The organism is Mycobacterium sp. URHB0044, from assembly GCF_000620625.1.
Lineage (GTDB): Bacteria > Actinomycetota > Actinomycetes > Mycobacteriales > Mycobacteriaceae > Mycobacterium.
The window spans coordinates 196,263-218,817 of record NZ_JIAW01000014.1 but is presented as its reverse complement, the minus strand read 5'-3'; the positions used below and the strand labels follow the sequence as shown (position 1 = coordinate 218,817).

Annotated in this window: 25 protein-coding genes; 8 read left to right on the top strand and 17 right to left on the bottom strand. The window is 66.5% G+C overall.

Translation table 11 applies throughout. From position 1 onward, the window contains the following. Positions 1 to 28: 28 nt before the first annotated feature. Positions 29 to 571 carry a TetR/AcrR family transcriptional regulator gene (locus tag N536_RS0126060; RefSeq protein ID WP_029116317.1) on the bottom strand — a complete coding sequence of 181 codons (543 nt, stop codon included), beginning with the start codon at positions 569 to 571 and terminating at the stop codon, positions 29 to 31. A 76-nt stretch (positions 572 to 647) separates the two neighbouring features. On the opposite strand from N536_RS0126060, the gene N536_RS0126055 reads away from it, so the two are divergent. Next, positions 648 to 1,853: an FAD-dependent monooxygenase gene (locus N536_RS0126055; protein WP_029116316.1), complete on the top strand. Its 1,206-nt coding sequence runs from the start codon at positions 648 to 650 to the stop codon at positions 1,851 to 1,853. A 27-nt stretch (positions 1,854 to 1,880) separates the two neighbouring features. On the opposite strand, the gene N536_RS0126050 is transcribed toward N536_RS0126055, so the two are convergent. The 16 genes from N536_RS0126050 to N536_RS0125975 all read right to left on the bottom strand — a co-directional run bounded on the left by N536_RS0126050 (position 1,881) and on the right by N536_RS0125975 (position 13,935). Then, on the bottom strand, positions 1,881 to 2,174 hold the full coding sequence (locus N536_RS0126050; protein WP_029116315.1) for a gas vesicle protein K: 294 nt from the start codon (positions 2,172 to 2,174) through the stop codon (positions 1,881 to 1,883). After that, positions 2,171 to 2,377 (bottom strand): gas vesicle protein GvpJ, encoded by a 207-nt coding sequence (gvpJ, locus tag N536_RS0126045; RefSeq protein WP_029116314.1) that lies wholly within the window; start codon positions 2,375 to 2,377, stop codon positions 2,171 to 2,173. Before gvpJ ends, N536_RS0126050 begins: the two co-directional genes overlap by 4 nt. After that, positions 2,374 to 3,150: a GvpL/GvpF family gas vesicle protein gene (locus N536_RS0126040; RefSeq protein ID WP_029116313.1), complete on the bottom strand. Its 777-nt coding sequence runs from the start codon at positions 3,148 to 3,150 to the stop codon at positions 2,374 to 2,376. The genes gvpJ and N536_RS0126040 overlap by 4 nt, the downstream gene beginning before the upstream one ends. Continuing rightward, complete coding sequence (locus N536_RS0126035; RefSeq protein WP_036437601.1) at positions 3,140 to 3,514, bottom strand: gas vesicle protein; 375 nt, start codon at positions 3,512 to 3,514, stop codon at positions 3,140 to 3,142. The genes N536_RS0126040 and N536_RS0126035 overlap by 11 nt, the downstream gene beginning before the upstream one ends. 6 nt (positions 3,515 to 3,520) lie before the next feature. Then, positions 3,521 to 3,832: a gas vesicle protein gene (locus tag N536_RS0126030; protein ID WP_036437653.1), complete on the bottom strand. Its 312-nt coding sequence runs from the start codon at positions 3,830 to 3,832 to the stop codon at positions 3,521 to 3,523. Between the two features lie 5 nt (positions 3,833 to 3,837). Then, positions 3,838 to 4,095 carry a gas vesicle protein GvpG gene (locus tag N536_RS0126025; protein ID WP_029116310.1) on the bottom strand — a complete coding sequence of 86 codons (258 nt, stop codon included), beginning with the start codon at positions 4,093 to 4,095 and terminating at the stop codon, positions 3,838 to 3,840. 2 nt (positions 4,096 to 4,097) lie between these two features. Next, the gene (locus N536_RS0126020; protein ID WP_029116309.1) at positions 4,098 to 4,883 is read right to left on the bottom strand and encodes a GvpL/GvpF family gas vesicle protein; all 786 of its coding nucleotides are present in this window, start codon (positions 4,881 to 4,883) and stop codon (positions 4,098 to 4,100) included. Continuing rightward, entirely contained in the window at positions 4,883 to 5,299 is a 417-nt protein-coding gene (locus N536_RS0126015; protein WP_029116308.1) for a gas vesicle structural protein GvpA, read from the bottom strand. Before N536_RS0126015 ends, N536_RS0126020 begins: the two co-directional genes overlap by 1 nt. Then, the gene (locus N536_RS0126010) at positions 5,299 to 6,378 is read right to left on the bottom strand and encodes an SRPBCC family protein (protein ID WP_029116307.1); all 1,080 of its coding nucleotides are present in this window, start codon (positions 6,376 to 6,378) and stop codon (positions 5,299 to 5,301) included. Before N536_RS0126010 ends, N536_RS0126015 begins: the two co-directional genes overlap by 1 nt. A 6-nt stretch (positions 6,379 to 6,384) precedes the next feature. Then, the gene (locus N536_RS42330; protein ID WP_155948719.1) at positions 6,385 to 7,119 is read right to left on the bottom strand and encodes a hypothetical protein; all 735 of its coding nucleotides are present in this window, start codon (positions 7,117 to 7,119) and stop codon (positions 6,385 to 6,387) included. A 318-nt stretch (positions 7,120 to 7,437) separates the two neighbouring features. Beyond that, a complete protein-coding gene (locus N536_RS0126000) occupies positions 7,438 to 7,773 on the bottom strand; it encodes a hypothetical protein (RefSeq protein WP_029116305.1) in 336 nt (111 codons plus the stop codon). A gap of 1 nt (position 7,774) precedes the next feature. Beyond that, a complete protein-coding gene (locus N536_RS0125995) occupies positions 7,775 to 7,984 on the bottom strand; it encodes a hypothetical protein (RefSeq protein WP_029116304.1) in 210 nt (69 codons plus the stop codon). A 113-nt stretch (positions 7,985 to 8,097) separates the two neighbouring features. Next, the gene (locus N536_RS0125990; RefSeq protein ID WP_029116303.1) at positions 8,098 to 9,819 is read right to left on the bottom strand and encodes a diol dehydratase reactivase ATPase-like domain-containing protein; all 1,722 of its coding nucleotides are present in this window, start codon (positions 9,817 to 9,819) and stop codon (positions 8,098 to 8,100) included. Beyond that, positions 9,816 to 10,151 (bottom strand): diol dehydratase small subunit, encoded by a 336-nt coding sequence (locus N536_RS0125985; protein WP_029116302.1) that lies wholly within the window; start codon positions 10,149 to 10,151, stop codon positions 9,816 to 9,818. The genes N536_RS0125990 and N536_RS0125985 overlap by 4 nt, the downstream gene beginning before the upstream one ends. Continuing rightward, positions 10,148 to 12,385 (bottom strand): propanediol/glycerol family dehydratase large subunit, encoded by a 2,238-nt coding sequence (locus tag N536_RS0125980; RefSeq protein ID WP_029116301.1) that lies wholly within the window; start codon positions 12,383 to 12,385, stop codon positions 10,148 to 10,150. The genes N536_RS0125985 and N536_RS0125980 overlap by 4 nt, the downstream gene beginning before the upstream one ends. Positions 12,386 to 12,399: 14 nt before the next feature. Continuing rightward, complete coding sequence (locus tag N536_RS0125975) at positions 12,400 to 13,935, bottom strand: APC family permease (protein WP_029116300.1); 1,536 nt, start codon at positions 13,933 to 13,935, stop codon at positions 12,400 to 12,402. A gap of 206 nt (positions 13,936 to 14,141) precedes the next feature. Here N536_RS0125975 and N536_RS0125970 point away from each other — a divergent pair, with 206 nt between their 5' ends. From N536_RS0125970 to N536_RS0125940, 7 genes are all read left to right on the top strand, one after another. After that, on the top strand, positions 14,142 to 15,413 hold the full coding sequence (locus N536_RS0125970; protein WP_029116299.1) for an aspartate aminotransferase family protein: 1,272 nt from the start codon (positions 14,142 to 14,144) through the stop codon (positions 15,411 to 15,413). A 2-nt stretch (positions 15,414 to 15,415) separates the two neighbouring features. Next, positions 15,416 to 16,405, top strand: coding sequence for a phosphotransferase enzyme family protein (locus N536_RS0125965; protein WP_029116298.1), 990 nt, complete (start codon positions 15,416 to 15,418; stop codon positions 16,403 to 16,405). A gap of 14 nt (positions 16,406 to 16,419) precedes the next feature. Continuing rightward, positions 16,420 to 17,199 (top strand): 3-oxoacyl-ACP reductase FabG, encoded by a 780-nt coding sequence (gene fabG / locus N536_RS0125960; RefSeq protein WP_029116297.1) that lies wholly within the window; start codon positions 16,420 to 16,422, stop codon positions 17,197 to 17,199. A 43-nt stretch (positions 17,200 to 17,242) separates the two neighbouring features. Next, the gene (locus N536_RS0125955; protein WP_029116296.1) at positions 17,243 to 18,019 is read left to right on the top strand and encodes a GntR family transcriptional regulator; all 777 of its coding nucleotides are present in this window, start codon (positions 17,243 to 17,245) and stop codon (positions 18,017 to 18,019) included. 101 nt (positions 18,020 to 18,120) lie between these two features. Next, positions 18,121 to 18,762 (top strand): MBL fold metallo-hydrolase, encoded by a 642-nt coding sequence (locus N536_RS0125950; protein WP_029116295.1) that lies wholly within the window; start codon positions 18,121 to 18,123, stop codon positions 18,760 to 18,762. A 23-nt stretch (positions 18,763 to 18,785) separates the two neighbouring features. After that, complete coding sequence (gene gluQRS / locus N536_RS0125945; RefSeq protein WP_029116294.1) at positions 18,786 to 19,655, top strand: tRNA glutamyl-Q(34) synthetase GluQRS; 870 nt, start codon at positions 18,786 to 18,788, stop codon at positions 19,653 to 19,655. A gap of 11 nt (positions 19,656 to 19,666) precedes the next feature. Beyond that, a complete protein-coding gene (locus tag N536_RS0125940; protein ID WP_029116293.1) occupies positions 19,667 to 22,489 on the top strand; it encodes a DEAD/DEAH box helicase family protein in 2,823 nt (940 codons plus the stop codon). The last annotated feature ends 66 nt before the right edge of the window (positions 22,490 to 22,555 follow it).

The window sequence follows — 22,555 nt, the reverse complement described above, 5'->3', positions numbered from 1 at the left end:
GAGTGCACCTCGACCCCACCTGAAGCAGTCAGGCGCTCGACAGCACCATCATCGCGCCATCCACCGTCGCGGTACGCAATTCTTCGTACGGCGTGTCAGGGAACTGGAGGCAGCAGTCCTGTAGTCCGCCGAACGCGATGACGCCGCGGGTGGACTGTTCCAGCGTGGGTTGGGATCCGAACACCAACGTGCACAGCCGCTCCCGCCACGCCAACATCTTGTCGACGAGACCGAGGTCAGCCAGCGTCGTCAGCTCGGTGACCGCCAGCACGAGGTCTGCGCGATGCCGGAAGTGGAAGTCGAAGAACCCCTCGAGCAGCTCCCGCGGATCCGCCGGACCGCTGCGCGCCTCCTGTTCGGCGACGAAGCGTTCGCCCTCTTCGATGAGCGGCTGCAGGATGCTGCGCACCAGCTCTTCACGCGAACTGAAGTGGTAGTAAAGCGCCGGTTTGGTGATCCCCAGCCGGCCTGCGATGTCCTGCAGGCTGGTGCGCTGTACGCCCTTTTCACTGAACAGTTCGCGCGCCACCTCCTGAATGCGCAATCGGGTGCCCGACACCGGCCTGTTCACGTAGCCACCCTAGCTGACCGACCGATAGGTAAGCTCGTCGGCGAAGCACTTACCGACCGTTAAGTAAGGAGTCGTCATGCGCATTCTCGTTTCGGGGGCCAGCATCGCCGGACCCGTCCTCGCCTACTGGCTGACCCGGCGCGGGTTCGACGTCACGGTCGTCGAACGCGCCCCCGCGCTGCGCAAAACGGGTGGTCACGCCGTCGATCTGTTTCGCCCCGCCATGGAGATATCCGAGCGGATGGGCGTTCTGCCGCAGATCCAGGCGCGTGCAACAGGCACCAACCGGCTCGTCCTGCAGCGGTTGGGCGCCCGACGGCCGACACAAGTCGATTACCTCAAACTGCTGGCCGTCATCTCCGACCGGCACGTCGAGATCATGCGCGACGACCTCGGCCAGATCTACTACGAGGCCGGCCGCGACGACGTCGAGTACCTGTTCGGCGACGAGATCACCTCGATCTCCGATGACGGCGACGTCACCTTCGCGCACGCCGAACCTCGTCGCTACGACGTCATCGTCGGCGCCGATGGCCTGCACTCGGGTGTGCGGCAGTTGGTGTTCGGTCCCGATGCCGGCCAGAGCCGTTTCCTCGGAAGCTATCTGGCAGTGCTGTCCGTCCCGAAAGCCCTTGCACGCAACGGGGAGACGACGGGCGTCGTCGATGCCAACCGGTGGGCGATGATCTACACCGCCGACCATCTCGACGACGCACGGGCCGTCTTCTTGTTCCGCCCCGGCGCGGAGCTGCAGTATCACTACCGCGATGACGCGCGCCAGCGAACGCTGCTGCGCGACGCGTTCACCGGCATGGGTTCGATGGTCGACAGCTGGCTCGCCGAGCTCGATCACGCCAGTGGGTTCTACTTCGACTCCATTCTGCAGCTCGATCTGACGACCTGGTCGCGGGGTCGCGTCACGCTGGTCGGCGACGCCGGCTACTGCCCGGGTCCTGGCGTGGGTGGCAGCACCAGTCTGGCGGTGCTCGGCGCCTACGTGCTGGCCGGCGAGCTCGAACGGGCCGGTGGCGACCACATCCGCGCCTTCGCCGCCTACGAGCGTGTGATGGCTGGTCCGGTGCTGCATAGCCGCGCCTTCGCCCGGCGCGCGGCCAAGACCCTCGTTCCCAGCTCGGCGCTTGGGGTACGCGCGCTCGTCGGTGCCGCCCAAGCTATTTCGCTGTTGCCGGCCGGTGTGACGCGGCGGGTCGCGAAGCTCAACGACAAGGGTGTCCGGTTGTACGACTCGATGCAGCCGCCGGTCTACCCGGTTCGGGTGTGACCGGCTACGCCGACGGCTAGCGACCAGTCACGACGGATCTGTGGGAAGCAGGGGCCCCAACGGCCCCAGATCGATGTTGAGATCTTCTGGTGTCAAACCGAAGTGGTCACGCAGCTCGGCCATCTTCTCCTCGAGGAGCATCAGCGTGGTTCCGATGCGCTCGACCTGTTCGTCCGACAACGCCCCCTGGTCCACTCTGCGGATCGCCTGGCGCTCCATCAGTTGGCGCAGCAACTCGACCAGTGTCAGGACCAGGCTCACCAAGCCGCGCTCCACATTGGCCGGGTCGGAGTTGATTCGCTGACGCGCTGGACCGGTCATCGCTCACCGCCAAGGACATCGTCGTCCGACATCAATGAGCTGACCGATGAAACCAACGTGCGCAGCGAGATGACCACCATGTCGACATCCGCAATCGACAGCACCACTTCCCCGCTGATCACGACACCACCGGCTAACACACGATCGAGCAGATCCACCAGCGCAATGCGCCGATCCTCCTGGGCGGGCAACACCTCGGTCATTCCGCCACCGGTTCGCCCGCGAAGGAGTACGGCGGCCATGGGCCCGTCAACTCCAATGACAGCCTTCCCGTCGACATCGACAGAGCAGCAACGGTTTCCCGAAACAGCTCGACCGCATCGGAGTCGACCAGATACGTACCGTTGAGCACGGTTACTTCGTCTCTCCCGGACAGACTGCGGTCGGGGGGTGGTCTGCGCTTGCCATCGACGGCATGGCGCATCAGCGTGGTGTGGACATGGTCCGCCTCGGCGGCGGCGGCCTGATAGGCCTCTTCGCGTGACGCGAGTTCACGCCGACGGCGCATCAAATACGCAGTGCCCGTATGAGTTCCGGGGCCATGCTGCCCACGATCGGGAGTCAGCAACCGCCGCGGGTCGGCATATACCTTGACACCGAGCTCAGCCCGCCCGGACAGCCGGCTCAGCGTCGCCTCGAAATCCTGGTGTCGGTTCTCCAGCAGCTTCCGAACTCGCCCGTCGTCGAGGTAGACGGTCGCCATCCGCACGGGAATCACTGCCCCGAACCGGGCGACCGCGGTGATGACGGCGTCGTGGGCCCGCGCCTTGTCGGCAACCCAATCGAGGTCTTCGAGGTTGCGGTGCAGCGCATCGCGCCCGAACTCGTCGAGACCCACGGCACCCACCACAGCTGCCAGATCGTCGGATGCGACCACGCGGACCCGCTCTCCGCCGACGCCCCGCAACCCGGCCACGCGGTCCTCGGCTCGCTCGCCGCGGATGACCGCGTAGACCCAGATGCCCTCAGCGTTCATCCTCGTACTCCGCCGATCGCGCTCGGACTGCGCGGCGTTGCCCATCGCCCTGTTCGAGGCGATCGAGCCGAGCCCGCAGCCTCTCATTCTCGAGTTCGAGGTTCGATTTCTTGCCTGTCAGCCACGGATCACGTTCCCACCAATCGATTCCGACTTCCCTGGCAGTGTCGAGGGACGCGACGACCAGACGCAGTTTGATCGTCAAGAGCTCGATGTCGAGAAGGTTGACCTGGATGTCACCCGCGATGACGATCCCCTTGTCCAGCACCCGCTCCAGAATGTCTGCAAGGTTGGCCGGCTGCGGATTCGCGACTGCGCCGCCTCCATAGCCTCGGGGTACGAGGCTGTCGTCTCCCACAGTCACGTCGCCTCACCCCTCGCTTCTCGTCTGACCCCGGAGGTACCGACGAGTCCTGCGGAACCCCAACAGTTCTCCGTCGGCGTCGATTTCGACTTCGTACAACGCGAGAACGTCCGACGACGATGGGATCCGCCGGTCCTCGACTACTTCGAACTCGACGACCCAGCCGTCCTGGTCGGTGAGTTCCACCGACGTCATCGCGACGGGGTCCTGGCCGTTCAGCTCGGTGATGTACTCCTTGGCCACCGCGGCCGCATCCTTGGCGTTCAGCGGCTGTTGCGTCTGGCCGTCATCTCGGGAGTGCGTACGCGTACGGGTCATCGTTGTCACCCATCCTCATGCGGTGTGTTGTGGGCTGCACCCGGCGACATCCTGGTTCTCAGGATCTGTTCCTGTGCTTGCCGCTCCTGTTCCGGAGTTATCTCGCCACGCTTGCGCGCGTCCTCAAGGTCTTCGAGCAGTCGCCGGGTTCGTGCCGGGTCGTGGGCTTCCTCGTTGACGCGCCGCTGAATGAGCTCGCCAAGGGCGATGACGCCGCGGACGGGTCCCAGGGGCCAGGTAACCAGCGACGAGAAGAGGCCCACGGTCAGCCCTCCGGCTTGCGAGCGACAACGAAGTCGTACGCAGCCAACGGCCCAAGCAACCGCATTTCGACTCTGCCGTCCCAGTTTTCGGCAAGGTCATCGACCTTCGCCTGCAGCTCTTCTTGCTGATCGACTTCCGCAAGCAGGGCAACATTCACGGCATCCAGTTCATGGGTGGGTTGTCGCACGTTGACCTGCTTGGCGATGCCGTCGAAAGCCTTGACCGCCGCCTCGGTGTCAGCCGCCCGTTTGGCATCGAGCGCCTTGACCACGATCTCACCGAGCGCCATCCGCTTTCTGCGGGCAGCGTCTTCGGACATGCCGCGCATCTGTTCCCGCAGCTGTTGCGCTTCAGTGCTTTCCGAGATCACCTCGCGCAGGATGGTGTCCTCGTCGTAGCGGCCCTTGACGACGTATTCCGCGTGTCCCTCAAGGGCATCCAGCGCTTCGGCGAACTCGTCGTGGTTCTTGCGGAGCAGTTCTTCGGCGACCGATTCCTCGTCGGTCATCACCGCTCCGAACCGCAACGGCAGCACCGGCGCCACCAATGCAGTGCCATCAAGCAGCCGGGCATGCGCCTGCAGGCAGTCCGGTTTGCCCAGTGGCTGATCGGTGGGGACGGGGCTGACGAGCGCAGCGATGTCGCCCACGCGGATCATCTCGACAGGTGCCGGAGGGTCACCGACGCCTTGTGCGCTCGGTTCGACCTCAACGTCCGCTGGGACGATTCCGTAGATGTAGATCCCCGTCGCCTGGCTCGGGTCGCCGCGTGTATCGGTGTTAGCCATCACTCCCCCCTTCGGTTTGAACGACGCGGAGCGCGCTCACGTTCGCGGGACGACGATTTCGACTCACCGAGAAGGTCGCCAAGCTTCTCCCCGGCGGCTTCGAGAGCGCCCTTGGTCTTGTGTCTGGAGCCACCTTCGGTGACTTCGCCGACGAGGTCGGGCAGGCCGGCTTTGGGCTCGTCCTGCGAGATGTCGAGCCGGTTCACGGCTTCGGCGAAGCGTAGGTAGGTATCCACACTGGCGACGACCACGCGCGCGTCGACGGTGAGTATCTCGATGCCAACAAGCGATACCCGTACGTACGCGTCGATGACGAGACCCTTGTCCAGGATGGTGTCGATGACGTCAGCCAGGCTGCTCGAACTTGGGTGTCCGCCGGCGCCGTCACCACCCGCAGGTTGAATTGCCGTTGTCATCAGCGTGCCGCCTTCTTGGCTGGGGAACGTCGTTGCCCCGAAGCGGACCGGCTAGTCGTCGATCGGCTCGTCTTCGATGTCCGTGATTGACTCGTGCCGGCACGGCGGGTACTCGAGCCACCGGTACCGGTCTTGCGGGAGTTGGATTCACCGGAACCGCTGCGGGCAGCAGCCCTTCGTCGCGGCTTGCGCTGGGCCGTCGCCTTGTCGGGCTCTTCGGACTCGTCATCCGAGACGACTTCACCGTCTCGGATCTCGCCCTGCCATCCCTCGACCTCGTCGGCATGCAGAACGGTATCCGTCATCACCTTCCGCTGAAAGTGCTTGAGTTCGAGTCGTACTCGCCGACCCTGCGCGCGCCACAGGTTGCCGGTCTTCTCAAAGAGTCCCTGCGGGTGGTACTCCAACACCACCACGACCCGGGTCAGGTCGGGCGCCAGCTCGTGGAAGGTGATCGCGCCGTCCACGTATCCTTTGTCGCCCTTGGACTTCCATACGATCCGATCGTTGGGAACCTGTTCGACGATGGTCGACTCCCATGACCGATGCGAAAGGAAGACCTGAGCCTTCCATCGCAGTTTCTCGTCGGAGACCTGCTCGACCTGCTCAACCTTCTTCATGAACTTCGGGAACTCGGCGAACTGGGTCCATTGCTTGTACGCCACGTCGACCGGTACGCCGACGTCGATCTCCTCGACGATGTTGGTCACCTTGATCTTTCCGCCACCCCCGGTACCGCCCTTGCCGCCGAGCGCTTCGGTCACCGAGTCCTTCACGCCCTTCAGTGAGTCCTTGACCTTTCCCGTCGCACTACCAACGCCCGATTTCAGAGCCGATTTGACCGGCGACGACAGATCGTCGACGCCGGTGACGGCCGATAGCAGACCGCCGCCGCCGTTCTGTGCGTAATCGGTCAGGCGATCAGACGCTCCACTGAGCCGCCCGGACACCGAACTCACCGCTCGGTCGGTCATCGACCCCGCCAACTGTTGAAGGGCTTCCTGGAGGGGGCTCGTGCCGTTCGAACTCGGCGCTCCTCGCTTCGGACTCTGCCGTTGAGTCGTTGTTTGCCTTGCCATTTCAGTTCACCTGCCTCGCCGTACGGGAGCCCGCTTGGTGGCCGTCGACGCACGTCCGCGGCGCGCGGGAGCCTTCGGAGATTCACCGTTACGATCGGCCGCCGTCGTTCTCGTTTTCCGTGCCGATGCTCTTGGAGTCGCCGCCCTACGCGAGGCTCGCCGTCGAGGAGGAGTGGGCTCTTCTTCCTCGTCCTCGGCTTCAGCCTCGAGATCGTCTTCCAGGTCCTCGTCTTCGAGGTCTTGGTCTTCGAGATCTTCGTCGTCGAGATCTTGGTCGTCGACATCGTCATCCTCGAAGTCGTCTTCGAGGTCCTCCTCCTCGACGTCCAACGGCTCTTCATCGCCATAAGCGTCTTCGAAGTCGTCGTCACTGGCGCCGCGCGCTCGTCCGGTGACCGACGTCAACCCGCGCGTGGCGGAACCAGCGGCCCGCCCGACGTGTTCCGTGGGCACCACGCCTTGCAAGCGGTCATTGAGCGCATCCACCCGATTCGTGGCGGCGGCAAGGGTAGCCGCCTTCGCCGCAGTCAATAGCTCTCCGCGTAACTGATCGGACAAGTCATGCAGTTGGTCCGCGGTGCCAAGCGACTTCAGTCCTTGCGCGACCAGGCTGGCCGGCATGGCCGGGAACTTTCCAGTTATTCCGGCTGCTGCCAGCATCATCGCGATTCGCATCTTCCGGGTTCTGCCCAGGAAGTAGCCCGCTCCGACAGCCAGCGCAACCTTTGCTCCGTTCGACACGATGCGCCCCTTTCCACTTGTCGTATGTCTGATTCAGCCGACCGTCAGCGCGTGGATCACACTTCAGCTCGCCCAAGTCCGTGATCGTTGTCTGCAACCAGCACTACCCCACCCAGAACCGTCTTAACCACGAATCTGCAGGTAGAAATGCGTTTCTGCGCAGCCGTCAGTAATTGCAAACTGCCCGGGGTTGCTGCAAGCTGCCTGTGATCGCGATCACATCGCCCTATCGTTGAACTCCGCTTCGCCTAGCTACTTAAGCCGTCAAACAGGCGACTACCGGAGTCGTCAATATTCGCCAGAATCCGGGCGCTCAGCTCAAGCCACCCGCTTGCGTTGCTTGCGTGCGACCTTTCGCGCCTTCTTACCGATGTCACCGAAGGACTTGCCGATGTCATCGGCCGTGCTCGAACTGACGGCTTTCGCCTCGTGGCCCTTCTTCTTCGCCGTCTTCGTCACCTCGTCGACCGGATGCGCCAGAGCACGCGGCAACATCAGCTGTACCGCGCGCGTCAGCAGCCGTCTTGCGACCGCCAACAACGGAATACCTACCGGCAGCAGAATGACCGTCACGCACAGTACGAAGCCCACGAGACCGAGAAGCGCCGCGACGATCCACAGCAGCGCGCCGAGCAGCCCTCGCAAGAGCCTCATCTCAGCCCCCGATGTGCATCATGTCGCCGGCGAGGCTGAACAGCCGAGACCCGAGTTTGATGACCGGGATACCGAGCGGAATCAGAATGACCGTCACGCACAGCACGGCTCCGACGAGCCACACCAATGCCGCGACTACGCCAAGGACCACGCCGAGCACCGCACCGAGGATTCCGAGCACCACACCGACTAGCCGATTGAGAACCTGCATCATGACCTCCTCAACGTGGAGGATCAGAGCCGGCGAAGCGCAGCGGGCTTGGTCCACGGCTCCGCTCCTCGCATACCGGGGCCTACCCCCTCCTCGGAAAATTAACCCTGCCGTCAGTCGCCGGTGTGACGGGCCGCGTAGAGGTGAACCAGACCGGATGCGACCGCGAACCGGGGGCCGTGCACGCCGTCGACGTTCGCGCGCCCGACGACGACGGGAATCGAGCGCAGCGACTCTCCGACGGTGCGGAGCAGTTCGTCGTCGAGCGCCCCTCCCCCGGCCAGGACGAGAGCGGTCGGCGCCCCGTCGAACGCCAACAAAGCGCGGGCGATGTTCGCCGCCACCGTCTCCTGCTTGATCGCCAGGCGCAGGCTGCGCCACTCCTCCGCGGCCAGCTTGTACGAGAACGGCACCAGGCCGGCACTTCCGCGCGTGCACAACCGGCCGATCGCGTCGGCCGGTGCCGGGCTGTCCAGGAACAACCGGCGTCCGTCCTCTTCGTGCGCGACGTGTGGACCCTCCACCCGCAGCGCCGGTGTCCGCTTCACCCGCTCCGCGAGTGCACGCGGGATGCCCAGCACGCGGGCCACCGCCGTGGTGATCGCCTCCCCCGCTCCGGCTGCGGTCACCGCGCAGTGGTCGCCGACGAGATCGATTGTGCCGCCGCCGATGTCGCATACCACCGAGCCTGGTGGCAGCCCCGGTGTGGTACGGGCGCCGACGGCCGCTGCCTCCGGTTCGGTGGCGATCGTCCGCGTCGGGCGGCCGGTCAGCTCCTGCAGGGTCGCTGCCGCGTCGGCGACGTGATCGGCGGCGAGGAGGGCGACGACGGTGCCGTGCGCGTCGGCGACGCCACGCCGCAACCATGCACCGTTGTCGATCGACGCCAGGTTGGTGAAGAAGGCGTCGTCGACGGCGATGCCATCGACCGCCGTTGGGACTGAGTGCAATCGAACCGCCACGACGTTGCCGGGCGGTTCCAGCCTCAGGACGGCGTGCGCCTGCGCGGGCGTGTACCGGACCACGCGGCCGTCGACGGTGCAGTCGACGTAATCGTCGTCGACTGCGGGCGGATCGGGCGGCCCGGTACGGGGTGTCACCGCGATCGCAGGAGAGTCCGCCAGCTCGCGGGTGAACTCGGCGACCGCCCGGATCTGGTCGTGCCCGAGTTCCAGTGCGGCACAGAGCGCGATCGGATCGGCCAACGCACGGTAGGCGCGGCCTTCGGCGACCACCTCCACCGCGACCACGGCGCCCGGTTCGAGCCCGTCGAGGTCGACCTCGTCGACCACCGGTACGTCGATCGCGATCCGGTTGCGGATCAGCACCGCGTCGTCCTGCGCGGCGAGCACGCCCACGATGCGCCAGCCGCGGCTCGCGGCCGCCGAAATCTGCTGTGCTGCCACCTCGAAATCGGTGACGGCATCGACGGAGACGATCACCGGACCGTCGGCGACGGCACCGGCCAGGCCAGCCAGCGGTACGTGCCTACCCACGCCGGACCCCGTGCCCGCGGGGGTGCTGGCGTCGGGCTTGCGCAGGCTGCGCACCGGTGATCTGGGCGACGACGGGGGCGGGATGGGAGCCGTCGACGTGTCCACCGGTCGCAACGCCGACAGCAGAAGCACGTCGGCGCTCACTCCCGAGTCGACCTCCATCTTGCGCAGCAGCGCCGCCGCACCTTCCAGTGATTCGCGAGAACCCTTGCGCCCCCGCGTCGGTGCGTGTCCATGGCCGAGCGGCTCGGGTGTTCCCGCACCGACCCGGGCCAGCACGATCTCGGTGGTGTGGTTGCCGACGTCCACCCCGGCAACCACGCCCGCCACGACCGTCACCGCAACAGACCGCGCCGGGCGTAGACGACGGCAGCTTGACGCACGAGTTCCGCGCACCGGGCGGCGCCACGCGTCTCCAGCGAGACCCGCAGCGCCTCCAGTTCGTCGGCGGTCGAGCGGTGCGGGCGCAGCGCTTCGTAGAGGTTCATCACGTCTTCGTCGTCGATGGTGGCGAGTTCGGCTGCGCGCAAGAGGTTCTCGGCGAGTTGTGGATTGCCGCCCTCCTCGGCGACGACGGCCTGGTGCGCCAGCGTCGCCGGATTCATCCGAAGATCCGACAGCCGCAGTTTGCCGTCCAGTGCAGCCTCGACCGTGAACTTCTCGTCGGTCATGTCCGCGTCACCGCCACCGTGACGGGCGGCTGCCCTGGCTCACAGGCTTCTCGTTCGAGCGCGACGAGCGCCACGGCGCGGGCGTGGTACCGCGCCGAGATCGACTCGTCGGTACCGCCGGTGAAGATCGGCACCGGAGCCATTCCCTTGGCGTGCCTGGCCCCGTTCTTGCCAAGCTCGCGGTACATCTGCGCGGTCAGCAGGGGCGCCACGCTGAACAGTTCCAGGTTCGCCAGCGGCGCGAGATCGCGACGATGGATCAGCGCGGTTCCCTTGCCCTGCAGCCCGATTCCGATGCCCGACCCGGACAGCCGGGCGGCGGTCAGTCCGATCAGTCCGACGTCGATGGTGGAGCGGACCCGTACCAGGCGCGGGACGCATCCTTCTTCCTCGAGTCCGGCGGAGATCTGGCGCAGCGCCTCGCCGACGGTGAGCCCGCACAGCGTCAGCCACACCGTGCGGCCCAGCGCAGGGGACAGCCCAATGCACACCTCGCGGGGATCACTGCCCTGGCGGGCCTCCTCGATCTCGGTCATCGTCAGGTGCGCGGCGTGCTGTGCCTGATCGGCGGTCAACTCCGCCGCGGTGCGCGCCTGCCGGATGTCGTCGATCTCGGCGCGACGTTCGTCGGTCATGGCGTACCCGGTGCCCGGGCCCGCATAGTCGTTGGGGTCGGTGATCTTCGACAGCACCCGGAAGTTCTCGTCGAAGATCGCCGACGTCTGGAGCTGATCGCCGCGCAGACGCTCGCGGGTCAACCGCATGATGGCTTCCGCCTCCTTGTCGAAGCCGGTCCGTTTCAGGGAGGCGATGACGTCGAAGACGGTCAGCTGCTTGGCCTCGATCGCGGTGGCCGCCTCGGCCACGGCCTTCGGGTCGCCGGGTGGGAGATCGCGGGATCCGTTGGCCACCACCACCGCATCGATCCGGTCGTCACCGAATTCGGCGAGGCCGAGGTCCCGGTACACGGCGCGGACCGCGGTGGCGGCCCGGCGTCGCACTCGGGCGAGGTGTTCGGCCGAGACGGTGCGCAGGCCGCCGTCGACTCCCCAGTCCCGCTGCAGCACGAGGAAGTCGTCCATGTCGTCGGAGTTGAAGTTCGACAGCGCAAACGCGTTGTCGTAACGCGGGATCGAGCCGAAGCCGGAGAAGACGAAGTCGGCGCCTGCCAGCAGCACGGGCAGGGTGTGCGCGCTGCGCCGGATGTCCGATTCGGAGATGAGATTGTCGTTGCCTGCGCAGGATTCGAGGTCGCGCAGCATGACCATCAGGTTCTCGGCGAGCAGTTCCTTCATGCCGTCCGGTACCGAGGCCACCACCCCGACGCCGTCGATGCCACCGTTTTGCACGCCCTGTGACCCCAGTGCCCGTGCGAGCGCGACGCAGCGGGATTCCAGGTACAGGATGGAGCACTTCTCGGCCGCCCCCATGAGCACCTCGGCGCCGCCGCCACTGGTCACCCGCATCTTCAGGCCCCGGGAGGCGTACGCGGAGGTGAGGATCGCCTTCGAGAACGGCGTGTCGTCGCCGTCGACGAACACCTGCTCGGTGCCGTAGATGGAGATCGTCTCGGCATAACTGGTCAACCCGCGCAGGCCCAGCCGCAGCTCCAGCGCCTCCTCGATGGAGCACTGCGCCATCGCCCCGGGAATGCCGACCTGGCTGCCGATGAGCAGCGCCACCGCGTTGGACGGCGCGTCGCCAAGCACCGGGACCGTCGTCTCGACCTCGCGAAATCCGTAGGCCACGGCGCTGGCGGCGTCGGCCGCGATGAGCAGCGGATCGTCGAGCTGGTTCGTCACGTGCGCCTGATTGCTCGGCGTCCGCCTGGCCCGCATCTTCGTCATCGCCATCTGCATCTCGACGGGGGTCAGCAGCGCGACGACGCGGGCCAGCTTCGCCGGCGTCACCCCACCGATCAAGCGCACGACGTCCGCGCGAGACACGTTGACGTCGACGGTCATCCGCGCCAGCGCCGCGTCGTCGAGGGCCATGGCCTCCTGCGCGACGTCGAGATCCAGCCCGTAACGGGCGATGAACTCGTCGATCACGTCGAAGTCGTCGACCGCCTTGCCGTCGAGCTCTGTGACCTCCCCGTCGCGAATGATCAGCGACGGGGAGGGGTCGTAGGGGCTGTGCATCGCGACCAACCCCAGGTCGGGGTTGGCGACGCTGAAGCCGTCGAGGTTGACCGGTTTGGCGTCGAGGACGCGGAATCGCCCCAGCTCATCCACCGGCGAGCCTCCTCCTAATCGCGAACCTCGGCGTCCTCGTACATGACCCGGCCGATCAGGTCGTAGCGGCGAGGATCACGGAGCTTGAAGTACAGCGCCATCGCGGCCCCGAGTACGAAGAGCCCCACCACGATCCACGGTGTCAGCTTGAACAGCAGTGTGCCCGATGCTGCGCCGGCCGCGGTGTCCTTGTGCACCCACAGCAAGTACACCACGTAGAGCATGCCGATGCCGCCGAGCAGCGGAGCGAGGAACGTCTTGAACCAGTGCGCACTGGACGGGTGGTTCTTGTGGAAGTGGAAGTAGGCGATCACCGCAAACGCACAGAGCGACTGCACGATCAGAATCGCCATGGTGCCCAGGATCGCCAGCAACCCGTAGAGGTGGACGTAGGGGTCCATGCCCGCGGCGAAGAACGCCAGGATCAACACCAGCGTGATGCCGGTCTGGACGAACGACGCGATGTAGGGCGAGCCGTGCTTGTGGTGGGTCGCGCCGAGCGTCTTCTGCAGACCGACGGACAGGCCCTCCCTGCCCATCGCGTACAGGTAGCGCGACGCGCAGTTGTGGAACGCCATGCCGCACGCGAACGACCCCGTCACCAGCAGCAGCTTGAACAGGGTGATGGCCCAGTCTCCGTAGGTGCTCTGCACCGGATCGAAGAAGATGTTGCCTGCTGTCGCCGAATCCTGCGCCAGCTCAACGGACTTCTGCGGTCCCGTGCCCGCGATTGCCATCCACGAGATGAAGACGTAGAAGATGCCGACACCGAGCACGCTGATCATGGTGGCGCGCGGGATGATCCGCTTCGGATCCTTGGATTCCTCGCCGTACATCGCCGTCGACTCGAAGCCGACCCACGACCAGAATGCGAAGAAGAGCCCGATCCCTGCGCTCGCACCGGCGATGCCTGCCGCTGGAGTGAACGCGCCGACGGGATTGAGCGTCTCGGCCACCGCGAAGCCGTCAGGACCGCCGCCCTTGAACAGCACCGACAGGGCGCCCAGCGACAGCATGGCGATCTCGGTCACCAGGAAGACGCCGAGCACCTTCGCGGCGAGGTTCACGTCGAAGTACGTCAGGATGCAGTTCAACACGAGCATCAGGATCGCGGGCACCAGCCAGGGCACGTCGATGGAGAACACCGTCGCGGCGAAATCCCGGAAGAAGTAGCTGAAGATGCCGATCAACGAACCCTCGAACACGACGTAGGCCATCGTGATGATCACACCGCTGCCGAAGCCCACGACGCGGCCCAGTCCGTGGGAGATGTAGCCGTAGAACGCGCCGGTCGCGGTGATGTGCTTGGCCATGGTTGCGTAGCCGATCGCGAACAGCCCAAGCACGACGGTGGCGACGATGTAACCGGCAGGCGCGTGCGAACCGTTTCCGAAACCGACCGCGATCGGCACGTTGCCGACCATTGCCGTGATGGGGGCCGCCGTGGCCACCGCCATGAAGATGACGGCGATGGTGCCGATGGCGTTGCGTTTGAGGTGCTGGACGTTCTGCTTGGAGCTCTCTGGTGGTGAAACAGCTTGATCGGTCATCTGCGGAGATACCTTCCAGCCAGGGATTCGGGGCCCGCCGTGGACGGGCCCTGTGTGGTCTGGGCCACAACGAACTTTCGTATATTGGCACTGCCAATTGACCTGCGCAACCTTTTGGGCGTCCATTGACAGAATTGGTCGTACCTTTTTAGGGTGAGTACCCGGTGGCCAGGTGAAGAGAGGCCCGTCTCAGGCAGGGAGCCCCGTTGTACGACTACGGCACATTCTCGTTCGAGTCCAAGGCCCAGGTACTGGAACAGGCCAAGAAGTACTGGAATCCCGACAAGACGCAGTTCTGGACCGACGCCGGCGTCGACCTCGTCATCGACCGCAGGGAGGGCTACTTCCTCTGGGACATGAGCGGCCGACGGCTCATCGATATGCACCTCAACGGCGGCACGTACAACCTCGGCCACCGCAATCCCGAGATCATGCAGGCGCTGATCGACGGCATGCAGCACTTCGACATCGGCAACCACCACTTCCCGTCGGTCGCCCGCACGGCACTGGCGCAGCGCCTGGTCGACTCGGCCCCGGCGTCGATCACGAAGGTGGCCTTCGGATCCGGCGGCGGCGAGGCGATCGACATCGCGCTCAAGAGTGCCAGGCACGCCACCCAGCGCCGCAAGATCGTCTCGATCATCAAGGCCTACCACGGTCACACCGGCCTGGCCGTCGCCACGGGTGACGACCGGTTCTCGAAGCTGTTCCTCTCCGACCGGCCCGACGAGTTCGTTCAGGTGCGGTTCGGTGACGTCGACGCCATGGAGCGGGCCCTGTCTGGAGGCGACGTCGCCGCGGTCATCATGGAGACCATCCCCGCCACGTACGGATTCCCGCTTCCCCCACCGGGTTACCTCGAGGCGGTCAAGGAGCTGACGGAGCGTCACGACGCCCTGTACATCGCCGACGAGGTACAGACCGGCCTGATGCGCACCGGAGAGATGTGGGGCATCACCAAGCATGGAATTGAGCCGGACATCATGGTCGCGGGCAAGGGTCTGTCCGGTGGCATGTACCCGATCACCGCCGCGATGCTGAGTGACCGCGCCGCGCAGTGGCTCGACCAGGACGGCTTCGCCCACATCTCGACGTTCGGCGGTGCCGAGCTCGGTTGCGTCGCGGCCATCAAGACGCTGGAGATCACCAGCCGACCGGAGGTTCGGTCGTCGGTGCACGACATTACCGCGGTCTTCGCCGAAGGGCTGGCCCGCATCCGGGCCGATCATCCCGACTGGTTCGTCGGCATCCGGCAGAACGGCGTCGTCATCGGGTTGGAGTTCGACCATCCGGAGGGCGCCAAGTTCGTCATGCGCGAGCTGTACGAGAACGGCGTGTGGGCGATCTTCTCGACACTGGATCCCCGTGTGCTGCAGTTCAAACCGGGTCTCCTACTGAGCCGCGAGCTCTGCGACGAGGTGCTGGACCGCTTGGACGTGGCAGTCGGCAAGGCCGCCGCGGCCGCACAGCGGGGTTGACGATGACGTTCGTGGCGGACGACGTCGACGTCGCCGAGCGCGCACTCGCGGAGTACGACCTGGCCCCCGATTCGACGCTGCGCCTGCTCAACCTCTCCGAGAACGCCACGTACGCCGTCGATGACGCCCACACCGGCACGCGGTCGATCCTGCGCGTGCATCGCAAGGACTACCACCGCCCACACGAGATCGAATCCGAACTGGACTGGCTCGGCGCGCTACGGCGCGACAGCGAAATCACGGTGCCGACCGTCCTTCCCGCGCGTGACGGCCGGCGCGTGGTGACCGTCGACCAGGACGGCACGCCGCGGCACGTCGTGCACTTCGAGATGGTCGCCGGTGTCGAGCCCGACGAGACCACCCTGACCACGGATGACTTTCACACTCTCGGCCGGATAACCGCTGAGCTGCACCAGCATTCGCATGACTGGACCCGTCCGCCCGGGTTCGACAGGTTCTCCTGGGACTGGGAGCACAGCCTCGGCGACCAGCCGCGCTGGGGCCGCTGGCAGGATGCCGCGGGCGTCGGCGCCGCGGAGCACGACCTTCTGCACCGCGCCGCCGAGCTGCTCCGAAACCGCCTGGCGGACTACGGGTCCGGGCCGGAGCGGTTTGGGCTCGTGCACGCCGACCTGCGACTGGCCAACCTGCTCGTCGACGGCTCGAACATCACGGTCATCGACTTCGACGACTGCGGATTCGGTTGGTTCTTCTACGACTTCGGCACCGCGGTGTCCTTCATCGAGGATGATCCGGCACTGCCCGACTGGCAGGATGCCTGGGTCACGGGTTACCGCAGCCGCAGGCCAATCACCGCCGCCGACGAAGACATGCTCGCGTCCTTCGTGTTGTTGCGCCGGCTGCTGTTGCTGGCCTGGATGGGCACGCACAGCCACTCACGCGAATCCCGCACCAAGGCGATCACCTACGCCGAGGGCAGTTGCACCCTTGCCGAGCGGTATCTCGGCTCCAGCGGCCACCGTCTGGCCTGACCGAAGGACACCTCATGTTCACCTCACTTCAGGGTCGATCCGCCGTGGTCACGGGCGGTAGCAAGGGCATTGGCCGCGGCATCGCCGCGACGTTCGCGGCGGCCGGTGTCGACGTCCTGGTCACGGGGCGCAATCAGGCCGACCTGGACGCCACTGTGGCCGCGCTCGCCGAACACCCCGGACGGGTGAGCGGCCTGAGCGCAGACGTCTCCGATCCGGCGGACTGCCGGCGCGCGGTGGAAGCCGCGGTCGAACGGCACGGCGGCCTGGACATCGTCTGCGCCAACGCAGGCATCTTCCCGTCCGGCAGGCTCGCCGACCTCACCCCCGAGGACATCGAGCAGGTGATGTCGGTGAACTTCAAGGGCACGGTGTTCATCGTCCAAGCCGCGCTCGATGCCCTGACGGCCAGCGGCCACGGCCGGGTGATCGTGACGTCTTCCATCACCGGCCCGATCACGGGCTACCCGGGCTGGTCACACTACGGAGCCAGCAAGGCCGCTCAGCTCGGTTTCATTCGCACCGCAGCCATGGAATTGGCGCCGAAGCAGATCACCATCAACGCGGTTCTTCCCGGCAACATCGTCACCGACGGCCTCGTCGAAATGGGCCAGGAGTACATGGACCAAATGGCATCCGCCGTTCCCGCGGGGCGGCTCGGCAGCGTCGAGGACATCGGCAACGCCGCACTGTTCTTCGCCACCGACGAGGCGGGATACGTCACCGGCCAGACACTCGTCGTCGACGGCGGTCAGATCCTGCCCGAATCGCACATGGCGATCGCCGAGCAATGACGCTCCTCTAGAATTGGACGTACCAAATCGCGAGGGGGTATCGGTGGCGACGCAAACCGAGGAACTGCGGCGCCGGATCGTCGCCGACATCAACGCCGGCGTCCCCGGCGCGAAGCTCGGCAGCGAACGCGACCTCGCGGTGCGTTACGCCACCAGCCGCTCCAGCCTGCGTCAGGTGTTGGCGGCGTTGGAGGAAGCGGGCCTGGTGCACCGGGTGATCGGACGCTCCGGTGGCATCTTCATCAGCCACGTCCAGGTGCAACGAAGCTTGTCCGACGTCGTCGGCGTGCCCGCCTTCCTCGCCAACCAGGGCTACGTCGCCGGCAGCCGCGTGCTGTCCACGAAGATCACCGCGCCGGACCGCATCACGCAGAAGGCACTAGGCATCGGCCCGAGCGACTTCGTCATCGAAATCCAGCGTCTCCGCCTCGCCGACGGGTCGCCGATCTCGTTGGAACTCGCGCAGTTTCCCGCCGACGCCTTCCCCGGACTGCTCGAGCAACAGCTCGGCGGATCGATCTACGAGATTCTGGAAGACCTCTACGGTCTGGTCACGTCGCGCGCCGACGAGCGGATCGAAGCCGTCAACGCCACCCCCGACGAGGCCTCGTTGCTTGGCATCAAACCCAAGTCGGCCCTGCTGCTGATCACGCGAATCACCTACGACCAGAACGAAAAGCCGTGCGAGTTCTCCCGCGACCTGTTCCGGGGGGACCGCACGCGGCTCGCCGTCACGGTCCAGGGACGTGGCGTCGGAGTGCAGTCGGCCGCGAGCACGGCCTCCGTGGCGCTGCAGAGCCAGGAGATCAAGGCGAGCTGACGCCACTCCTGAAAAAGATCTTGACCTCAACTTAAGTTGATGTTTCACGCTAGGTGCAACCCAAACAACTTGGTGCAAACCCAAGCAAGGAGGAAAACACCATGCGACCCATTCGATCCGATCTCTGGGAAACCCGCGTCGACAGCCCCTTTCCCGGGCTCACGACCCACGCCTACCTGTGGACCGGTGGCCCGGATGGCAACGTGCTCTTCTACGGGACGCAGACCGACGCCGACTTCGACGACATCGAGGCACTCGGCGGTGTGGCCCACCACTACCTGTCGCACCGCGACGAGGCCGGTCCGATGCTGCGCAAGGTCGCGGACCGCTTCGGGGCGCGGCTGCACGCGCCGGTCGCCGAACTGGTGGAGATCGGCCAGCACGCACACGTCGACGTCCCACTCGGCAGCAGGCACGTCGACGGCAACGGCATCGAGGTGATCCCGACGCCGGGCCACACCCCCGGCAGCACGTGCTACCTGGTGCCCGGCGCCCACGGCCAGAGCTACCTGTTCACGGGTGACACGATCTACCTCGGCGACGACGGTGCCTGGTCGGCCGGTTACATCCCGCCGATCAGCGATGCCGGGCCCCTGGCGGACAGTCTGCGCACGCTCGCCAGGTTGACGCCCGACCTGGTGATCTCCAGCGCGTTCGCGGGCGATACCGCGGTGCACGTGACGCGCGGGCGTTGGCGCGAGTGCGTCGAACAGGCCAGCGCCCGGTTGGAAGACGTGGCGTGAGCCGGGGCGGTTAGATTGCGCGCATGACCCCAGCGGGCCGGTTCGCGCCCAGTCCGTCGGCCGATCTGCACATCGGCAATCTGCGGACGGCGCTGCTGGCGTGGCTGTTCGCACGGTCGACGGGGCGGCGATTCCTGGTCAGGGTCGAGGACCTCGACGACCGCACGTTCGCCGACGTCGCGCAGCGGCAACTGCGCGACCTCGCCGCCATCGGGGTGACGTGGGACGAGCCGCCCGAGTACCAGACCGCGCACGAATCGCGCTACGACGCGGTGATCGACGATCTGACCGCGCGCGGCCTGACCTACGAATGCTTCTGCAGCAGAAGGGACATCGCGCAGGCGCCGCGCGCCCCGCATGCACCCGAGGGGGCCTACCCGGGCACGTGCCGCGATCTGAGCGACGACGAGCGCGCCGCCCGGCGGGAATCGGGCCGACCGCCCGCATTGCGGTTGCGCGCCGACGTCGCCGAGTACACGGTGACCGACGTCCTGCACGGCCGCTACACCGGCGTCGTCGACGATCTGGTGTTGCGCCGCGGCGACGGCGTACCCGCCTACAACCTTGCCGTGGTGGTCGACGACGCGGCGCAGGGCATCGATCAGGTGGTGCGGGGCGACGACCTGCTCTCGTCGTCGCCGCGGCAGGCCTACCTCGGCGCGCTGCTGGGCCATGCCGAACCGATGTACGCGCACGTCCCGCTGGTGCTCAACGCCGAGGGCAAGCGCCTGGCCAAGCGCGACGGCGCGGTGACGTTGCCGGAGATCGGCGTGCCGACCGCGCTGGCCCGGATCGCCGCGTCGTTGGGGTTCACCGCGACCACGGCTGACGGGATGCTCGCCGAGTTCGACCCGATGCGGCTACCCCGCGATCCCTGGGTGTTCAAACCTTAGGGTGAACAGTCGTGGAGCCCCGTCGAGACCTCGAGTCGCGAGGGTTCGTCGGTGCGTGGCGGATGTACCAGGAGCAAGCGCTGGATTCGTTCGACGTCGATGTCCGCGCCGGTGACAACCGCTCGTACCTGGTTCTGCCGCCGGGCGCCGGAAAGACGATGATCGGGTTGGAAGCGGCGCGCCGGCTGGGCCGGCGGACCTTGGTGCTGGTGCCCAACACGGCGGTGCAGGCACAGTGGGCGGCGGCGTGGGACAAGCACTTTCCGTCGGAGGAGCCCTCGGCCACTGCGTGCGGCACTGAGCGTGACCTGATGTCGGCGATGAACGTGCTGACGTATCAGTCGCTGGCGGTCATTGATGACGAAACCGATCGAGACTCCCGAAGGGCAGTCCTGCGCGGCGGTGACCAGCAAGCCTTGTTGAAGTTGTTGCACCCGAACGGGATTGCGCTCATCGAGCGCGCGGCGACGATGGGCCCGTGGACGCTAGTGCTCGATGAATGCCACCATCTGCTGGCAACGTGGGGTGCGCTGGTGAACGCACTGGCGTCGGTGCTGGGACCGCAGACGGCGTTGATCGGCCTCACGGCGACCCCGGTGACGGCACTCACCCAGTGGCAGCGCACGCTGCACGATGAGCTGTTCGGCACCGCTGACTTCGTGGTCGCAACACCTGCACTCGTCAAGGAGGGCGATCTCGCGCCGTACCAAGAGTTGGTGTATCTAACCGAACCGACTCCCGACGAATCGGCCTGGGTCGCGACCGACCGCGCGCGCTTCGCCGAGCTCATGCTGGAGCTCATCGACCAGAAGGTCGGCAGCATGTCGCTCGCCGTGTGGCTGCGCGCCCGAATCGTCGACCGATCGACGAGCGACGGCAACCAACTCGCCTGGTCGTCGTTCGAGCGTGCCGAACCCGACTTGGCCCTGAGCGGACTACGTTTCGCATATGACGGCTTGATTCCACTGCCTGACGGTGCGCGACTACGTGAGCAACACCGCGTCAAGCCGGCCGCAGAGGATTGGGTCAACGTCTTGACCGACTTCAGCATTGGACATCTGCAAAACAGTCAGGATCTGCGTGACGCGCAAGCGCTGACTGCGATCAAACGGGTTCTGCCCGGCTTGGGCTACCGGCTCACCACCCGCGGAGTGCGGGTTGCGACCTCGCCGGTGGACAGGGTGTGCGCGCTGTCGGAATCGAAGATCGCAGCGACGACGCACATCCTCGACGCCGAGGACGCCGTGCTCGGAACACGGCTGCGTGCGCTGGTCCTTTGCGACTTCGAAAGGATGGCGGCCACCCTTCCCGCATCGCTGACGGGAGCACCAATGAGCACACAGTCAGGCTCGGCCCAGCTCGTCACGGCCATGCTCTGCGCATCCGACAGCCGTCGCAGTGCACCGCTGCACCCCCTTCTGGTAACGGGTCAGACCTTCGCCTGTCCTGCCGACGTCTCAGACCACCTGATCAGCTTCTGCGCCGCGCGCGGCGTGCTCCTCGCGGCCGAGCCGTTCGAGGCCCAACCCGGGCTACGAGTGATCCGGGGAGACGGCAGGTTCACCCCCCGCGTCTGGGTCATCCTGGCGACGGCCTACTTCGTCGCCGGGCACGCCCGCGTGCTCATCGGCACGCGCGCACTTCTCGGCGAGGGATGGGACTGCGCGGCGGTCAACGTCACTGTCGACCTGACGAGTGCGACGACGCAGATGGCGATCACGCAGATGCGCGGTCGGGCGCTTCGCCTCGACCCCTCCGACACGCAGAAGGTCGCGGACAACTGGTCGGTCTGTTGCATCACTTCGGAACATCCCCGCGGTGATGCCGACTACCTCCGGCTGGTGCGCAAACACGATGCCTACTACGCCGCAACACCGCAGGGGCTCATCGAGTCGGGTGTCACGCACTGCGATCCAACGCTGTCGCCCTACGGCCCTCCTGCGCCGACCGAGGCCCGGGAGGTGACCGCGCGCGCCCTGGAGCGCGTTGCCGAACGCCCACGTGCAAGCACCTGGTGGCGGATCGGTGAACCCTACGAAGGACACGACGTCGCCACCATCCGCGTCCGGTCGCAGCGCCCACTCGGAATCGCCACGCCGCAGACGACGGGATCGGCGTTGACCCCACCGCTGCCAGGCCATCGCAGGTGGGGTTCCGCGCGCGCCGCCATCGTCGCGGGACTGTCCGGTGCCGGCGCGGGGGCAGGCGGTGCCGTCGCCGCTGCCAGTTTCGGTCCACTCGCCGGTCTCACTGCGGTCGGAGCCGTACTTGCCACGGGTGCCGGCCTCCTTGCCTCCGCAGCAGCAACCGAGAGTCGCCGACTGGCGGAGGCGCCCAATGCGCTCGAGCAGCTGGCCGCAGTCGTCGCGGACGCCCTGAAGGCCGCTGGCGGCGCCGAAAGTGGCGCTGCCGCACTACGGTTCACTCCCGACGCTGACGGCTGGCTGCGGTGCGAGCTCGGCGGCGTGCCCACCGAGCAGGCGCAACGTTTCTCCGCCGCTTTCGATGAGCTGTTGGCACCGCTGGCCGAACCGCGCTACCTGATCGGACGCAAGATCCTCGTCCCGCCGACCGCTCGCTTGGCCCGTGCGCTCTTCGCTGCCCGCGCAGTCGTCGGGCTGTCGCTGCCCGGCGCCGTCGCCTGGCACCCCGTGCCCCGGTGGTTCGCCCAGAACCAGCAACGCCTTGGCGCTCTGCTGTCCTCCTGGGAACAGCACATCGGCCCGCCCCGACTCACGCGCGCCGACTCGGCGGACGGCCAGGCCATCCTCGACCTGTTCCGCGGCGACAACCCACTCTCGCTCGTCACCCAACTCCGCACGACCTGGCAATAGGCCAATTCGGGACATACCGGCCGGACTGAGCCAAACCCTTGGTCGTCGTCGCGCAGCTTGCTAGGT

Bases quoted from the DNA above. Each gene is read 5' to 3' on its own strand.
- N536_RS0126055 (WP_029116316.1), top strand. From the start codon at position 648: ATGCGCATTCTCGTTTCGGGGGCCAGCATCGCCGGACCCGTCCTCGCC.
- N536_RS0126050 (WP_029116315.1), bottom strand. From the start codon at position 2,174: ATGACCGGTCCAGCGCGTCAGCGAATCAACTCCGACCCGGCCAATGTG.
- gvpJ (WP_029116314.1), bottom strand. From the start codon at position 2,377: ATGACCGAGGTGTTGCCCGCCCAGGAGGATCGGCGCATTGCGCTGGTG.
- N536_RS0126040 (WP_029116313.1), bottom strand. From the start codon at position 3,150: ATGAACGCTGAGGGCATCTGGGTCTACGCGGTCATCCGCGGCGAGCGA.
- N536_RS0126030 (WP_036437653.1), bottom strand. From the start codon at position 3,832: ATGACCCGTACGCGTACGCACTCCCGAGATGACGGCCAGACGCAACAG.
- N536_RS0126020 (WP_029116309.1), bottom strand. From the start codon at position 4,883: ATGGCTAACACCGATACACGCGGCGACCCGAGCCAGGCGACGGGGATC.
- N536_RS0126015 (WP_029116308.1), bottom strand. From the start codon at position 5,299: ATGACAACGGCAATTCAACCTGCGGGTGGTGACGGCGCCGGCGGACAC.
- N536_RS0126010 (WP_029116307.1), bottom strand. From the start codon at position 6,378: ATGGCAAGGCAAACAACGACTCAACGGCAGAGTCCGAAGCGAGGAGCG.
- N536_RS0126000 (WP_029116305.1), bottom strand. From the start codon at position 7,773: ATGAGGCTCTTGCGAGGGCTGCTCGGCGCGCTGCTGTGGATCGTCGCG.
- N536_RS0125995 (WP_029116304.1), bottom strand. From the start codon at position 7,984: ATGCAGGTTCTCAATCGGCTAGTCGGTGTGGTGCTCGGAATCCTCGGT.
- N536_RS0125985 (WP_029116302.1), bottom strand. From the start codon at position 10,151: ATGACCGACGAGAAGTTCACGGTCGAGGCTGCACTGGACGGCAAACTG.
- N536_RS0125975 (WP_029116300.1), bottom strand. From the start codon at position 13,935: ATGACCGATCAAGCTGTTTCACCACCAGAGAGCTCCAAGCAGAACGTC.
- N536_RS0125965 (WP_029116298.1), top strand. From the start codon at position 15,416: ATGACGTTCGTGGCGGACGACGTCGACGTCGCCGAGCGCGCACTCGCG.
- fabG (WP_029116297.1), top strand. From the start codon at position 16,420: ATGTTCACCTCACTTCAGGGTCGATCCGCCGTGGTCACGGGCGGTAGC.
- N536_RS0125950 (WP_029116295.1), top strand. From the start codon at position 18,121: ATGCGACCCATTCGATCCGATCTCTGGGAAACCCGCGTCGACAGCCCC.
- gluQRS (WP_029116294.1), top strand. From the start codon at position 18,786: ATGACCCCAGCGGGCCGGTTCGCGCCCAGTCCGTCGGCCGATCTGCAC.